The organism is Nocardioides sp. WG-D5 (assembly GCF_054031175.1).
Genome location: NZ_CM132928.1, coordinates 2,532,980 through 2,547,251 on the forward strand (window position 1 = coordinate 2,532,980; position 14,272 = coordinate 2,547,251).

Consider the following 14,272-nt stretch of genomic DNA (forward strand, 5'->3'; position numbering starts at 1 on the left):
CCTAGCGGCTCCGGCGGCTCGACCAGCGGGTCAGCCGGCCTGCGCGGAGCTCTCCTCGGCGAGAAGGGCGGCGGCGCGACGTACGACCAGCTCGACCACGTCGGGGTGGGGGCCGATGACGTCGGCGACGGTCTCCGCGCCGGCGGCCTCGGCACGCGCCCGGACCATGTCGGAGAAGAAGCCGGGCGCGAGCAGGTAGGGCGAGACGGCGTCGCCGGGGCGTACGACCTCGTCGATCGCCGGGGCTCCGGAGCCGGAGACGGTGGCGACCCGGACCGGACCGCACCAGGCCTCCTCCAGCAGCCGACCGGCTGCGGCGATGTCGGCGCGGGCATCCGGGTCGTTGGAGCCGGCGGCGACCAGGACCACAGGCTGACCAGGCGAGACACCCGCCGCGACCAACCGGGAGACCTGCGCGGAGGCGAGCAGTGGGTCCGGGCCGAGGGCACGGCCCATCGTCACCGGCAGCCCCTCGGCGGCCTGCGGCAGGTCGACCTTGATGTGGTAGCCGGTCGAGAGCAGCAGCGGGACCACGACGGACGGCTGCCCGTCCGCCAGGACGTCGGTCAGGAGCGGCTCGCAGAGCTCGACGTACGCAGCCTTCGACTCCATCGCGAGCACGCGGCCGGCGCGCTTGGCGATGATCGAGGCGACGGCGTTGCCGAGCAGCTGCCGGGTGCCGTGGGCGGCGACGACGAGCCTCATGAGGCCACCGCCAGCCGGTAGCCGCGCTTCACGACGGTCTGGATGGTCTTGGTGCCCAGCGCCGAGCGGAGCCGGGCGACGGCCATCTCGACGGCGTGCTCGGAGCCGGCGGTGCCGGAGGGGAGCGTGGCGAGCAGGACCTGCCGGGAGACCACGTTGCCGGGGTTGGCGACGAGGGCACCCAGGACAGCAGCCGGAGCCGGGGAGAGCTTCACCTCGGCGCCGTCGAGGATCACTGCGTCGTCGTGGAGCAGCAGCTGGTGGCCGCCGGCGAGCTCGACGAGGAGACCCTCGCGCCGCAGCGGCAGCTCGATCTGGAGCATCTTGACCATCGCGGCGGTGCGGGAGCGGTCGGGCACCATGGTCGGCACGCCCCACATCTCGAAGGCGGCGGCGGTCACCGGGCCGACGCAGGCCGCGACCACATCGGCCTGGAACGCCGCCACGACCTCGTCACGCAGCCCGACCGAGCCGGCCGCCTGCATGAACGCGGCCACGGCCGGCGCAGACGTGAAGGTGACCGCGTCCAGCTCACCGTCGGCCAACGTCTCGACGAGGCGGAACATCGGCTCCGGGTCGGAAGCCGACTCGACCCGGTAGACGACCACGTTGATGACCTCGGCACCCTGCCGGGTGAGCGCGTGCGCGACCATCGACAGCGACTGGCCGTGCTCCTGCACGACGATCCGCTTGCCGGTCAGGTCGCGGCCACGCAGGTGCTCCAGGACGTCGTCGAACTCCTCCGACTCCGGCGCCCACAGCTCGCGCAGGCCCCTGCGCCGAAGCGCTCCGACCGACTTCGGTCCGCGCGCCAGGATCTCGGCACGGCCGAGCGTCTCCAGCAGCCGGTCGAGCAGTCCCCACTCCTCGGCGGCGTCGAACCACGCGCGGGTCCCGATGCCGGTCGTCGCCAGGAACATGTCGATCTTCTGGCCGATGATCTGCTCGGTCACCGCGCGCAGCGCGCCGGCGTCGACCCGGTTGGGGTCGACGGAGAGGGCGGGCGCCCAGACCACCTGGGCGCCTCGCCTCTCGAGCAGGTTGATCTGCTCCTCGGCCTTCCGCGCCGCGGTCACGCCGACGCGGAAGCCGCTCAGCGCGCCGCTCTCCACATCCGCATCGTAGATCTCCTGCGCATTGTGCACCGCCATGCTTCCACCTTGCGGCGGCAGCGTTTCACCGCGCGCGGCCTGCTCGATCGTCGGCGCAAACTTTCGCTCACGGCCTCACAGGCACGATCTAGGCCCGGCGGGCCCCGATGCGGACCTCGCCGTCGACGACCTCGACCTCGTAGGTCGGGACCGACACCGACGGGTCGTCGAGGCACAGACCGGTCTCGAGCGCGAACGGCTGCTTGAGCAGGGGCGATGCGACGAACGGCACCTCGCCACGCGTGCCGACGATGCCCCGGGCGAGCACCGAGGCGTGGCCGTACGGATCGAAGTTCGACAGCGCGAAGACGCGGTCGTCGAGGGTCCGGAAGACGGCCACCGCCTCGCCCCTGACCAGCGCGGCGATGCCGGTCTCGGGGTCGATGTCGTCGAGGCGACAGACGGAGATGTACGTCTGGGTCTGCGTCTGGGTCATCGCGACTCCTCCAGGTTGGGTGCGCCGACAGGGATGGTGGCACCGAGCCCCACCGGTCCGACGACAGCCGGGCCGTCCGCGACGTCCGGCACGATCTGGCCACGGGTGGACCCGAAGGAGATGTTGGGGTCCGGGATCTCGGGGGCGTTGACGAAGGAGACGAACCGCTTGAGCTTCTCCGGGTCCTCGATCGTCGCCTTCCACTCGTCGAAGTAGCCGTCGACGTGGGTGGCCATCGCGGCCTCGAGCTCCGTGCCCAGGCCGAGGACGTCGTCGATCACGACCTCGCGGACCCGGTCCAGGCCGCCGTCAAGGGAGTCGATCCAGGTCGAGGTGCGCTGGAGGCGGTCGGCGGTGCGGACGTAGTACATGAGGAAGCGGTCGAGGTAGCGGACCAGATCCTCGGTGCTCAGGTCACCGGCGAGCAGCTGGGCGTGGGCCGGGATGGCGCCACCGTTGCCCCCGACGTACAGGTTCCAGCCCTTCTCGGTGGCGATGACACCGAAGTCCTTGCCGCGGGCCTCCGCGCACTCGCGGGCGCATCCGGAGACGCCGCCCTTGAGCTTGTGCGGCGAGCGCAGCCCCCGGTAGCGGGTCTCCAGCATGATCGCGAGACCGACGGAGTCCTGGACGCCGTAGCGGCACCAGGTGGAGCCGACGCAGGACTTCACGGTACGCAGCGACTTCCCGTACGCATGGCCCGACTCGAACCCGGCGTCGACGAGGCGCTTCCAGATCGCCGGCAGGTCCTCCATCCGGGCGCCGAACATGTCGATGCGCTGGCCACCGGTGATCTTGGTGTAGAGGCCGAACTCCTTGGCCACCTCGCCGATCACGATCAGGCCCTCCGGCGTGATCTCGCCGCCGGGGATGCGCGGGACGACCGAGTAGGAGCCGTTCTTCTGGAGGTTGGCCAGGTAGGCGTCGTTGGTGTCCTGGAGCTTGCGGTTCTCCTTGGCCAGGACATGGCCGTTGAGCTGCGACGCCAGGATGGAGGCGACGGCGGGCTTGCACAGGTCGCAGCCGCGGCCGGTGCCGTGGGCCTCGATGATCTGGTCGAACGTCTTGTAGCCGTGGATCAGGACCACGTCGAAGAGCTCGGCGCGGGTCATCGCGAAGTGCTCGCACAGGCTCGTGTCGACGGTCTTGCCCTGGGCGGTGAAGTAGTCCTCGACGATCTTCTTCACCTGCACCTTGCAGGAGCCGCAGGTGCTTCCCGCCTTGGTGGCCTTGGTGACGTCCGCCGCGCTCTCGCAGCCGTTGTCGACGGCCGCCTCGATGTCACCCCGGGTGACGTTGTTGCACGAGCAGACCTGCGCCTCCGGCGGAAGCTGGATCCCTCCCCCACCGCCCGTGGACTGGGGGAGGATCAGCTCCTCCGGGTTCTCCGGAAGCGTCATGCCCGAGGCGACCATCGGCCGGAGCAGCCCGTAGGCGCTCGCGTCGCCGACCAGCACGCCACCGAGCAGGCGGGTGCCGTCCTCGCTGATCACGAGCTTCTTGTAGACGCCCGCGACGGCGTCGGAGTAGGTCAGCTCGAGGCACTCGTCGGTGGTGCCGTGGGCGTCGCCGAAGCTGGCGACGTCGACGCCGAGCAGCTTGAGCTTTGTCGACATATCGGCACCGGTGAAGGTGCCGGCGCCGCCGAGCAGGGCGTCGGCGACGACCTCGGCCATGTCGTAGCCGGGGGCGACCAGGCCGTACATCTTTCCGCCGGGCGCGGCGCACTCGCCGACCGCCCACACGTGCGGGTCGGAGGACCGGCACTGCTCGTCGACGAGCACACCGCCGCGCTCGGCCAGGTCCAGGCCGGCCGCTCGGGCGAGCGCGTCCCGCGGTCGGATGCCGGCCGAGAAGACGACCATGTCGACCGCCAGCGGCTCCTCCACGTCCTTGAACTTCAGCGCGCTGACGTTGCCGTCGAGGATGCCGCTCTCGTCCTCGTCCACGACGGAGATCTCGGCCGCAGCATCAGGCGAGATCGACTCCGTCATCACCCCGGTGTGGACGGTGAGGCCGAGCTTCTCGATGTGGCGCTTGAGCGTGTTGCCGCCGGCGTCGTCGACCTGGACGGCCATCAGCCGCGGCGCGAGCTCGACCACGTGGGTCTCGACCCCGAGCTGGTGCAGCGCGTTGGCGGCCTCCAGCCCGAGCAGGCCACCGCCGATCACGGCGCCGGCCTTCGCGGTCTTCGCGGCCTCGCGGATCGCCTCGAGGTCCTCGATCGTGCGGTAGACGAAGACGTTCCCGAGCTCGGCGCCCGGCACGGGCGGCACGAACGGTGCCGCTCCGGTGGCGAGCACCAGTTCGTCGTACGCCATCTCCTCGCCGTCGGCGAGCATCACCGTCTGGGCCGCCGTGTCGATCTCGACGACGCTCGTGCCGGTGCGCAGCGTGACCCGCGGGTCCTCGTAGGCACCGGAGGGAAGGAAGGAGAGTGCCTCGGCGCCGACCTCGAAGAAGCTGGTGAGGGCGACCCGGTCGTACGCCGGACGCGGCTCCTCACCGAGGACGACGATGTCGTGGGTCTCGGTGAGACCGCGCTCGATGGCGGCGGTCACGAAGCGGTGACCGACCATGCCGTGGCCGACCACGACGACCTTCTTGCGGAGGTGAGGGCTCATGATGTTGTTCCTTCCACACTGAGCTGCCCGTTACTGATCTGGCTGGCACTGATCTGACTGGCGTTGAGCTGGCTGCCACTGGGCCGGGTGGCCAGGAGCTGGCGTACGGTCGGCGCGCAGCCACCGCAGCCGGTGGTGGCACGGGTGGAGTCGCGTACGTCCTCGAGGGACCGGCACGCCCGGATCCGGCCGGCGCTGACTCCGGCGCAGGCGCACACCTCCGCGTCGTCGGGGAGCTGCGGGATCCCGGAGCCCGACGAGGACGGCTCGGGCAGCAGCAGCTGTCCGGCCTCGTGCTCGCCGAGCACGGTCTGGCGGTCGAAGGCCTGGGTGATCAGGCCGACCCGGCTCAGGTCGCCGACGAGGGCGCCGGCGACGATGCGGCCGTCGCGTACGACCAGCTTGCGGTGGGTGCCCTTGACCGGGTTCGCGATCTCGACGACCTCGCCCGTCTCGTTCTCGGGCTCACCGAGGACGCAGACGTCGAGGTCGGTGGCGCGCAGGCGGGCGACGACCCTGTGACCCTCGTAGGCCGCCTGGTTGCCGGCGAGCACGTCGGCGAGGACCCCGGCCTGCTCCCAGGCGGGCGAGACGAAGCCGGTGACGGTCGCGTTGTGCTCGGCGCAGTCGCCGATCGCGTAGACGTCGGGGTCGTCGACGCTGCGGAGCTGGTCGTCCACCACGATGCCGCGGTTGACGGTGAGCTCGGCGCGGCGGGCGAGGTTGGCGCGGGGCCGGCCACCGGCGGTGAGCACCACCAGGTCGGTCTCGAGGGTGTAGCCGTTGTCGAGCTTGAGGCCCTCCTCGGTCAGCCGGGTCGCCCGGGCGCCGAGGTAGACCTGGGTGCCGAGCTTGGCCATCGACCGCTTCAGCACCTTGCCGGCCGACGCGTCGACCTGGCTGCTGAGCAGGTGGTCGCGGCCCTCGACGATCTCGGTCTCGATGCCGCGTACGGCCAGGGCGCGGGAGACCTGGAGGCCGAGGAGGCCACCGCCGACGATCACCGCGCTGCGCGGGATGCGCGGGTTGTCACGGAGGGTGTCGAGCAGTCGCGCGCAGTCGTCCAGGCTGCGGAACGCCTGCACCCGCGGGTCCATCGAACCGTCCATCCGCACCACGCCGCGGATCGGCGGCAGGGTCGGGATGGCCCCGGTCGCCAGCACCACTGCGTCGTAGGGGACCCTCGTCCGGTCGGCGAGCTCGACCGTCTTGGTGTCTCGGTGGATGTCCACGACGAGGCTGTTCAGACGGAGGTCGACCCCGCGGTCGGCGTACCACTGCTTCTCGCGGAGCGCGAGCGCTCCGGGGCGGTGGGTGCCCTCGAGCACGGCGGAGAGCAGGATCCGGTTGTACGGCACGTGCTGCTCCTCCGCGAGCACGGTCGTCTGCGGGCCGAGGCCGCGCGCGACCAGTCCCTCGACGAGGCGTGCCGCGGCCATGCCGCCGCCGATGATGACGATCCGCCGACCGCTGGTCGAGCCGGATTCGCGAGGAACGAGCGAATCCGGCTCGAGACCAACACGGTCGACTGTCGCGCTCGTCGGGACTGTGTTGGTCTCGACACGCTCGCTGGCGCTCGCGGCTCGACCGACGGACTGCTCGCTCATGCGCTCACCGCCGCGGCGCAGACCTTGAACTCCGGCATCCGGCTGGAGGGGTCGAGGGCGTCGTTGGTGAGCTTGTTGGCGCCGACCCAGTGGAACGGTACGAAGACCGTGTCCGGGCGGATCGTGGTCACGATCCGGGCGGGCGCCTTCATCTCGCCGCGCGGGGTCCGGACGACGACCGGGTCGCCGTCGTGGGCGCCGACGCGGTCGGCCAGCAGCGGGTGGATCTCGACGAAAGCGCCCTCGTCGGGAAGGTCCTTGATCCGACGCGTCTGGGCTCCGGACTGGTACTGCGCGAGCACCCGGCCGGTGGTCAGGTGGAGCGGGTAGCCGGCGCTCGGCTGCTCGGCCGCGCCGCGGTGGTCGACGTCGATGAAGCGGGCCCGGCCGTCGGCGTGGAAGAAGGAGTCGGCGAAGAGGCGCGGGGTGCCCTCGGTGCCTTCGGCGCACGGCCAGAAGACGCCGTCCTCCTCGCGGATGCGGTCGTAGGTGATGCCGCTGTAGTCGGCCTTGCCGCCCTTCGAGGCGGCTCGGAGCTCCTCGAAGATCTCCTCCGGGTCGGTCGACCAGGTCGAGGCGGCACCGAGGCGCGTGGCGAGGCCGGTGATGATGTCGAGGTCGTTCCTGACCCCGTCGGGAGCGCTGATCGCCTGGTTGCGCAGGATGACCCGGCCCTCGAGGTTGGTCATGGTGCCGGTCTCCTCGGCCCACTGGGTCACCGGCAGCACCACGTCGGCCAGGGCCGCGGTCTCGCTCATCACCATGTCGGCGACGACGAGCAGGTCGAGCGCTGCCAGGCGCTCGGTGACGTGGGTGGCGTTCGGGGCGGAGACGACGATGTTGGAGCCGAAGACGAGCAGGCTCTTGGGGCCCTCGGGGGTGCCGAGCGCGTCCAGCAGCTCGTAGGCGGAGCGGCCCTTGCCGGGGAGGGTCTCCGGGTCGACACCCCAGACCGCGGCGACGTGCGCGCGGGCCGCGGGGTCGTCGATCATCCGGTAACCGGGAAGCTGGTCGGCCTTCTGGCCGTGCTCGCGGCCACCCTGGCCGTTGCCCTGTCCGGTGAGGCAGCCGTAACCGGCGTACGTCTTGCCGGGCATGCCGAGCGCGAGCGCGACGTTGAGCCAGGCCAGGACGGTCGCGGTGCCCTGGGCATGCTGCTCGGCGCCGCGCGCGGTCAGGACCATGACCTTCTCCGCGTTCGCCAGTAGGGAGGCCAGCTCGCGCAGCTGCGCGGCCTCGACCCCGCTGACCCGCTCGACCATCTCGGGCCACCAGGCAGCCACGGAGCGGCGTACGTCCTCGAAGCCTGTGGTCCGCTCGGCGATGTAGTCCTCGTCGACGGCGCCGGCCGCGTCGAGCAGGTGCAGGACACCGAGCGCGAGGGGCAGGTCGGTGCCGGGTACCGGCTGGAGGAAGAGGTCGGCACGCTCGCCGGTCGGGGTCAGCCGCGGGTCGATGACGACGACCTTCCCGCCGTTCTCGCGCAGCCGGTCGAGGTGGCGGGCCGCCGGCGGCATCGTCTCGGCCAGGTTGGAGCCGACCAGCACGCAGACGTCGGTCTTCTCGATGTCGGCCAGCGGGAACGGCAGCCCGCGGTCGACGCCGAAGGCCTGGTTGCCGGCCGAGGCCGCGGAGCTCATGCACCAGCGGCCGTTGTAGTCGATCTGGGAGGTGCCGAGGGCGACCCGGGCGAACTTGCCGAGCTGGTAGGCCTTCTCGTTGGTCAGCCCGCCGCCACCGAAGACGGCGTTCGCGTCGGCGCCGTGGACCTCGCGCAGGTCGGAGAGCTTCGAGGCGACCAGGTCCAGCGCCTCGTCCCACGTCGCCGCGCTCCACTCCCCCGTCGCCCGGTCGCGCACCATCGGCGTCGTCAGCCGCTCACGGCTGCCGCGCAGTCCCGTCGCTGTCCACCCCTTGCGGCACAGCGCACCCTCGTTCACGGGGAACGAGCGCTCACTGACCTCCAGCCGGGGACCCTTGCGGACAAGGGTCATCCCGCACTGCAGACTGCAGTAAGGACAGTGGGTGTCGGTCACGTACTCACACCGTTTCAGGTCGGGGGTGGGCGACCTCTACATTCCGGTGTCAACGTTTCGCGCCGATCCGCTCTCCGTACCCCTTCCGTCAACTTCCGCTCACCACCTCACAATCCCGCCGAGAAGTCACCCCCGTCGGGCGAGGCGTCAGTCCCGTCGGGCGAGGCGTCACCCACTGCGATCTCGGCCGACGCAAGCGACGTCTCGGCCAGCGCGGGCGACGCCTCGGCGATCAGGGCGTACGCCGCCGCAGCGTCGCCGAGCCGAGGGCGAGACCGGCGACGACGAACCCACCGACGACGGCCAGGTCGGTCCAGACGTCGCCGGTGTCGGCGGAGGTGACGAGGTGGGTCATCGCGTCGACGGCGTAGGAGAGCGGGAGTACGTCGGAGATGGCCTCCAGGACGCCCGGCAGCGAGTCGCGCGGAACCAGGAGTCCGCACAGCAGGATCTGCGGGACCACGATGGCCGGCATGAACTGCACCGCCTGGAACTCGGTGGTCGCGAAGGCCGAGACGAGCAGCCCGAGCGCGGTGCCGAGGACGGCGTCGACGATCGCGACGACCACGAGCAGGGCGACCGATCCGGTGATGTCCAGACCGAGCAGACCCACGCTCACCGCCACCGCGACCCCCGACTGGACGGCGGCCAACAGCCCGAACGCGAGGGCGTAGCCGAGCAGGAAGTCGCCCTTGCCCAAGGGCATCGCGAGCAGCCGCTCGAGCGTCCCGGAAGAGCGTTCGCGCAGCGTGGTCACCGAGGTCACCAGGAACATCACGATGAACGGGAAGATCGCCAGCAGGGCCGGGCCGATCCGGTCGAAGATGGGCGCGGGCGACTCCTCGTACATCCACCACAGCAGCGTCATCAGCAACGTCGGCAGGACCACCAGCATCACCAGGGTGCGGTGGTCGCGCCGGATCTGGGCGAGCACCCGCCCGGTCACCGCGAGGGTTCGTCGCAGGCTCATCGCGCTGCTCCCTTCACCAGGGCCAGGAAGGCCTGCTCGATGTCGTCGGCGGTCGCCTTCTGCTTGATCTCCGCGGGGCTGCCGTCGGCGAGGAAGGCACCCTCGCGCATCAGCAGCAGCCGGTCGCAGCGCTCGGCCTCGTCCATCACGTGGCTGGAGACGATGACCGCGGCACCGGCGGCGGCCAGGTCGCGGAAGGTGTCCCACAGCTGCTCGCGGAGCACCGGGTCGAGCCCGACGGTCGGCTCGTCGAGCACCAGCAGGTCCGGCGAGCCGAGCAGGGCGGCGGCGAGGCCGACCCGCGAGCGCTGACCACCGGAGAGATCGCGTACGACCTGGTCCTTGTGGTCGGTCAGGTCCACCGTCTCGATGGCTTCGGCGACCGAGGACCGTGGCGCCCCGAGCACGCGGGTGAAGAACCTCAGGTTCTCGGTGACCGTCAGGTCGTCGTAGACGCTGGCCGCCTGGGTGACGTAGCCGATCCGCGGGCGCAGCGCCGCCGAGCCCGCCGGGCGGCCGAGGACGGTGAGCGTCCCGGTGACCTTCGCCTGCACGCCGACCAGGGCCCGCATCAACGTCGTCTTGCCGCACCCTGACGGTCCGAGCAGCCCGGTGACCTCACCTGCCCGGATGGAGAAGTCGAGGCCGTGGAGGACCTCGCGCTTCCCGCGTACGACTCGGAGACCGGAGGCCTCCACCACGTTATTCATCACATGATGAAATGTGGCACGCCACGACGCCACGCGCAAGAGGGCTACGGCAAAGGCCCGGTCAGATAGCCCTGGACGACCGGCGCGTACGTCGCCACCAGCGTCTCCGGGGGCGCCGAGGCGAGCGGCTCGATCCGCGCGATGTAGCGCAGCGCGACCAGCCCGACCAGCTGCGAGGCCACCAACGTGATCCGTCGCTCCGGTTCGTCGAGCTCGAGTGCCTCGCTCACCGGGCCCAGGATCAGCCTGCCGAAGGCGTCCGGCACCAGAGCCTTCCCCTCCGGCTCGAAGGCGCTGCGCATCAACGCCATCAGCGGGAGCCGGGACTCCTCGTCGTCCCAGACGCTCAGGAGGAGACGTATGAGCCGCTCCCCCACACCATCGCGACCCCCGGCAGCCACCACGGGCACGACGTCTCGAGGATCGACCCGCAGCTCCAGCGAGGCGACGAAGAGGTCCTCCTTGGTGCCGAAGTAGTGGTGCACCAGAGCGGAGTCGACCCCGGCCTCGGTCGCGATCCCGCGGACGGAGGTCGCGGCGTACCCCTGCTGCGCGAAGCGCTGCCGAGCCACCGCCAGGATCGCCGCCCGCGTGTCCGGCGAACCTGGCCTGCGCCCTCGCCGCGGTGCCGTACTCATGGGAGCACGCTAACCCGACAGCGTCCGCTCGCGGCGGGGCTCCGTCCGGCGCAACCAGGCCGCGGGGCGACCGACGAGCCACTCCAGCGGCCCCGGGCGACCCCACGCTGTGACGAGGGCGCCGATCGCCATCACGACGAGCACATGCAGGACGTACGTGTCGGGGGTCTCCGGCGGCCAGACCGCCTCGGTCCTCATCACCACGTGCAGCGTGTAGAGGGTGAGGGTCATCGTGCCGGCGCCGAACAGCACCGCCATCCCGACCCGCCACCGCTCGGGCAGCCGCAGCGCGATCATCTGGCAGGCACCGATGACGAACATCGAGCTGCCGATCGTCTGCGCCAGGTCGAACGGCGTGGACGAGTGCGGCGCGACGATCAGCAGCCACTGCCAGCCGCCGTCGACCGGCGTCTGCCCGTAGAGACCGTGGCTCATCGAGGTCAGCGCGTCGTCGATGTCCATCCCCGGGTAGGCACGCAGCAGCACCTCGGCCACCGACGGCAACCGGGTCAGTCTGCCGGACAGCCAGGTGGCCGAGACCGAGATGATGACGCCGCCCGTCCAGAGCATCGAGACCACGAGCCGGTTGCGCAGGTCGATGCGGCCGATGGCCATCCCGATCAGCAGGTAGGCCAGCCACGGGACGGCCGGGTAGTAGCCGGTGAAGAGCAGCTCGGCGAGCAGCCGGCCGGGCTCGAGCAGCTGGGACGGCTCCGGGCTCTCGAACTGCCGTGTCGGGAGCATCGGCCGGACGACCTGGGACAGCAGCGGTCCGAGGACGATCCAGACGACACCGAGCAGCCACAGCCACCGCGCCCGCAGCCCGAGGAGCGGGATCGCGAGCAGGAACAGCACGCCGTAGTAGGTCAGGATGATCGCGATGTTGGTGCCGAGCGACCCGAGCACCAGCCCGAGCGCGGCGATCAGCACCGCTCGCGCGGCCAGCCCCAGCGACCGGGAGGCCAGCACCCGGCCCTGCACGGGCTGCTGACGTCCGGTCATCAGCGCCAGGCTGACCCCGGCGAGCACCGCGAAGAGCGCCGCGGACCGGCCGCCGGCCGCCGCCTGGACCCTGGTCAGCTCGCCGGTCGCGTCGACCGGATCGAGGACGTGGGTCGCCATCATGCCCAGCAGCGCCAGGCACCGCGCCACGTCGACACCGACGAGACGCGTCGAGAGTCGATCAGTGAGCGCGGACATCGCCCCAAGAGTAGAGATATCTCACGCAGCCCGCGGGTTCACCCACCCCCAGCACCTGCTTTACCGTGGGAACGATGTCCGTAGATACCGCCCTGACCCGCTCGTGGGTGGGGCACGATGCCGGCAGCAGCGGCTATCGGCGGATCCTGATCGGCCTCTTCGCCGCCGGGATCGCGACCTTCGGGCAGATGTACTCCACCCAGGGCATCCTCCCCACGGTCGCGCACGCGCTCGAGGTCAGCGAGGCCTCGGCCGCGCTCACCGTCTCCACCGCGACCCTCGGGCTCGCGGTCAGCGTCCTCGGCTGGTCCTGGGTCGCCGACCGCATCGGCCGGGCACCCGCCATGAAGATCGCGCTCTCGATCTCCCTGGTCCTCGGCCTGCTCACCCCGCTGGCTCCCGGCTTCTCCACGCTCCTCGTCCTGCGCAGCCTCGAAGGCCTTGCGCTCGGCGGTGTGCCGGCCCTCGCGGTCGCCTACCTCGCCGAGGAGATCCACGTACGCCACGTCAGCGTCGCCGCGGCCATCTACATCTCCGGCACCACCGTCGGCGGCCTCCTCGGGCGAGTGATCACCGGCCCGTTCGCCGACCTCGGCGGCTGGCGCCTGGGCGTCACCGCCGGCGGCGTGCTCTCGGCGGTCGCCGCGATCGTCGCGATCACCCTGATCCCCCGCGCCCAGGGCTGGGTGCGCCCCACCGGCAAGCCGGCCACATCCGTACGCGACGGGGTGCTCGCCAACCTCCGCGACCCGGGCATGCTCGTCCTCTACGGGCAGGCGGCCCTGCTGATGGGCGGGTTCGTGGCGACGTACAACTATCTGGGGTTCCGCCTCGAGCGCGAGCCCTTCGGGCTGCCGGTGGCGATCTCCAGCCAGATCTTCTTCGCCTACCTCGGTGGCACCGTCTCGTCCTCGGTGGCGGGCCGCCTCGCCGCCACCCACGGGCGGCGAAAGGTCATGCTGACCTGCGTCGTCATCATGATCGTCGGCGTCGTGATGACCTTCCCCGACAACCTGGCGATGGTCCTGACCGGCCTGTTCGTCCTCACCACCGGCTTCTTCGGCGCCCACGGCGTCGCCTCGGGCTGGGTCGGCGCCCGCGCGAAGGTCGGCAAGGCCCAGGCCAGCGCCCTCTACAACCTCTTCTACTACGGCGGCTCGAGCCTCTTCGGCTGGCTGCTGGGCTATGCCTACGTCGTCGGCTGGTGGGGCGTCGCCACCGCCGTCCTCGTCCTCGCCCTGACCTCGCTCGCCTGGTCCTGGCTGGCCGCGCGCGACTGACGGTCACGCCGCTGGTCGAGCCGGATTCGTGAGGAACGAGCGAATCCGTGTCGAGACCAACACGGTCCCCTCGGCGCTCGATTCGACTGTGTTGGTCTCGACACGCTCGCTGGCGCTCGCGGCTCGACCGGCGCGTCAGGCCTGGAAGTGCTCCCGCGCGAACTCGAGGGACTCGCGGAGGTCGGCGACGCGCTCGACGCGGGTACGAGCCCGGCGGGTGTTGATCTCGAGGACGATCTCGCCGTCGAACCCGATGGCGGCGAGATGACGCAGAAACTTGTCGGCGCCCATGTGGCCGCGGCCGGGGACCAGATGCTCGTCCTTGGCGGAACCCGTGCCGTCGGTGAGGTGGATGTGGCGCAGCCGCGAGCCGAGCCTCGTGGCCATCTCGATGACATCGTCGCCCGCGATCGCGGCGTGGGAGAGATCGATCGTGGTGTTGGCGTACTCCTCGGTCGAGGGGTCCCAGTGGGGCAGGTACATCGGCGTCGAACGCCGGGCCGCCCGCCAGGGGTACATGTTCTCGACCGCGAACCGGAGCCCTGTCGAGCGCTCCAGCCTGGCGATCCCCTCCACGAACCCGGCCGCGTACTCGCGCTGCCACCGGAACGGCGGGTGTACGACGACCACGCCTGCCCCGACCTCGGCGGCCATCTCGGCGGACCGCTCGAGCTTGCCCCAGGGCTCGAAGCCCCAGACCTGCTGGGTGAACAGCAGCGTCGGCGCGTGGATCGCGACGATCGGCAGGCCGTGGTGCTCGGCGAGCTGCTTGACCGCATGCGTCTGCTGCGACAGCGCGTCGATGCCCACCATGATCTCGACCCCGTCGTAGCCCACCTCCGCGGCGTACGTGAAGGCGTGGGCGGTCGACTCGGGATAGGTCGAGGACGTCGACAGCGAGATCATCGCGGGTCT

General features: G+C 71.1%; 12 protein-coding genes. 1 reads left to right on the plus strand and 11 read right to left on the minus strand.

Translation table 11 applies throughout. The features are described 5' to 3' along the window. Positions 1 to 30: 30 nt before the first annotated feature. From ACWZJV_RS12345 to ACWZJV_RS12390, 10 genes are all read right to left on the minus strand, one after another. The gene (locus ACWZJV_RS12345) at positions 31 to 705 is read right to left on the minus strand and encodes a sirohydrochlorin chelatase (protein ID WP_457181648.1); all 675 of its coding nucleotides are present in this window, start codon (positions 703 to 705) and stop codon (positions 31 to 33) included. Then, positions 702 to 1,856 (minus strand): uroporphyrinogen-III synthase, encoded by a 1,155-nt coding sequence (locus tag ACWZJV_RS12350; RefSeq protein WP_008354800.1) that lies wholly within the window; start codon positions 1,854 to 1,856, stop codon positions 702 to 704. The genes ACWZJV_RS12345 and ACWZJV_RS12350 overlap by 4 nt, the downstream gene beginning before the upstream one ends. Positions 1,857 to 1,944: 88 nt before the next feature. Then, positions 1,945 to 2,292, minus strand: a complete 348-nt coding sequence (gene nirD, locus ACWZJV_RS12355) for a nitrite reductase small subunit NirD (protein ID WP_457181649.1) — start codon at positions 2,290 to 2,292, stop codon at positions 1,945 to 1,947. Further along, entirely contained in the window at positions 2,289 to 4,916 is a 2,628-nt protein-coding gene (nirB, locus tag ACWZJV_RS12360; RefSeq protein ID WP_457181650.1) for a nitrite reductase large subunit NirB, read from the minus strand. Before nirB ends, nirD begins: the two co-directional genes overlap by 4 nt. Beyond that, a complete protein-coding gene (locus ACWZJV_RS12365; protein ID WP_457181651.1) occupies positions 4,913 to 6,523 on the minus strand; it encodes an FAD-dependent oxidoreductase in 1,611 nt (536 codons plus the stop codon). Before ACWZJV_RS12365 ends, nirB begins: the two co-directional genes overlap by 4 nt. Beyond that, the gene (locus tag ACWZJV_RS12370; protein ID WP_457181652.1) at positions 6,520 to 8,559 is read right to left on the minus strand and encodes a molybdopterin oxidoreductase family protein; all 2,040 of its coding nucleotides are present in this window, start codon (positions 8,557 to 8,559) and stop codon (positions 6,520 to 6,522) included. The genes ACWZJV_RS12365 and ACWZJV_RS12370 overlap by 4 nt, the downstream gene beginning before the upstream one ends. A gap of 232 nt (positions 8,560 to 8,791) precedes the next feature. Then, positions 8,792 to 9,529, minus strand: a complete 738-nt coding sequence (locus ACWZJV_RS12375) for an ABC transporter permease (RefSeq protein WP_196872473.1) — start codon at positions 9,527 to 9,529, stop codon at positions 8,792 to 8,794. Beyond that, a complete protein-coding gene (gene ccmA / locus ACWZJV_RS12380) occupies positions 9,526 to 10,239 on the minus strand; it encodes a heme ABC exporter ATP-binding protein CcmA (RefSeq protein ID WP_457181653.1) in 714 nt (237 codons plus the stop codon). Before ccmA ends, ACWZJV_RS12375 begins: the two co-directional genes overlap by 4 nt. A gap of 44 nt (positions 10,240 to 10,283) precedes the next feature. Continuing rightward, complete coding sequence (locus ACWZJV_RS12385) at positions 10,284 to 10,877, minus strand: TetR/AcrR family transcriptional regulator (RefSeq protein WP_196872471.1); 594 nt, start codon at positions 10,875 to 10,877, stop codon at positions 10,284 to 10,286. A 9-nt stretch (positions 10,878 to 10,886) separates the two neighbouring features. Continuing rightward, the gene (locus tag ACWZJV_RS12390; protein WP_457181654.1) at positions 10,887 to 12,077 is read right to left on the minus strand and encodes a heparan-alpha-glucosaminide N-acetyltransferase domain-containing protein; all 1,191 of its coding nucleotides are present in this window, start codon (positions 12,075 to 12,077) and stop codon (positions 10,887 to 10,889) included. Between the two features lie 74 nt (positions 12,078 to 12,151). On the opposite strand from ACWZJV_RS12390, the gene ACWZJV_RS12395 reads away from it, so the two are divergent. After that, positions 12,152 to 13,357, plus strand: a complete 1,206-nt coding sequence (locus ACWZJV_RS12395; RefSeq protein WP_457181655.1) for an MFS transporter — start codon at positions 12,152 to 12,154, stop codon at positions 13,355 to 13,357. Positions 13,358 to 13,492: 135 nt separating this feature from the next. Here ACWZJV_RS12395 and ACWZJV_RS12400 read toward each other — a convergent pair whose 3' ends face one another. Beyond that, positions 13,493 to 14,263, minus strand: a complete 771-nt coding sequence (locus tag ACWZJV_RS12400) for a sugar phosphate isomerase/epimerase family protein (protein WP_457181656.1) — start codon at positions 14,261 to 14,263, stop codon at positions 13,493 to 13,495. Positions 14,264 to 14,272: the final 9 nt, after the last annotated feature.

Bases quoted from the DNA above. Each gene is read 5' to 3' on its own strand.
- ACWZJV_RS12395 (WP_457181655.1), top strand. From the start codon at position 12,152: ATGTCCGTAGATACCGCCCTGACCCGCTCGTGGGTGGGGCACGATGCC.
- ACWZJV_RS12400 (WP_457181656.1), bottom strand. From the start codon at position 14,263: ATGATCTCGCTGTCGACGTCCTCGACCTATCCCGAGTCGACCGCCCAC.
- nirD (WP_457181649.1), bottom strand. From the start codon at position 2,292: ATGACCCAGACGCAGACCCAGACGTACATCTCCGTCTGTCGCCTCGAC.
- ACWZJV_RS12365 (WP_457181651.1), bottom strand. From the start codon at position 6,523: ATGAGCGAGCAGTCCGTCGGTCGAGCCGCGAGCGCCAGCGAGCGTGTC.
- ACWZJV_RS12345 (WP_457181648.1), bottom strand. From the start codon at position 705: ATGAGGCTCGTCGTCGCCGCCCACGGCACCCGGCAGCTGCTCGGCAAC.
- ACWZJV_RS12390 (WP_457181654.1), bottom strand. From the start codon at position 12,077: ATGTCCGCGCTCACTGATCGACTCTCGACGCGTCTCGTCGGTGTCGAC.
- ACWZJV_RS12350 (WP_008354800.1), bottom strand. From the start codon at position 1,856: ATGGCGGTGCACAATGCGCAGGAGATCTACGATGCGGATGTGGAGAGC.
- ccmA (WP_457181653.1), bottom strand. From the start codon at position 10,239: ATGAATAACGTGGTGGAGGCCTCCGGTCTCCGAGTCGTACGCGGGAAG.
- nirB (WP_457181650.1), bottom strand. From the start codon at position 4,916: ATGAGCCCTCACCTCCGCAAGAAGGTCGTCGTGGTCGGCCACGGCATG.
- ACWZJV_RS12375 (WP_196872473.1), bottom strand. From the start codon at position 9,529: ATGAGCCTGCGACGAACCCTCGCGGTGACCGGGCGGGTGCTCGCCCAG.
- ACWZJV_RS12385 (WP_196872471.1), bottom strand. From the start codon at position 10,877: ATGAGTACGGCACCGCGGCGAGGGCGCAGGCCAGGTTCGCCGGACACG.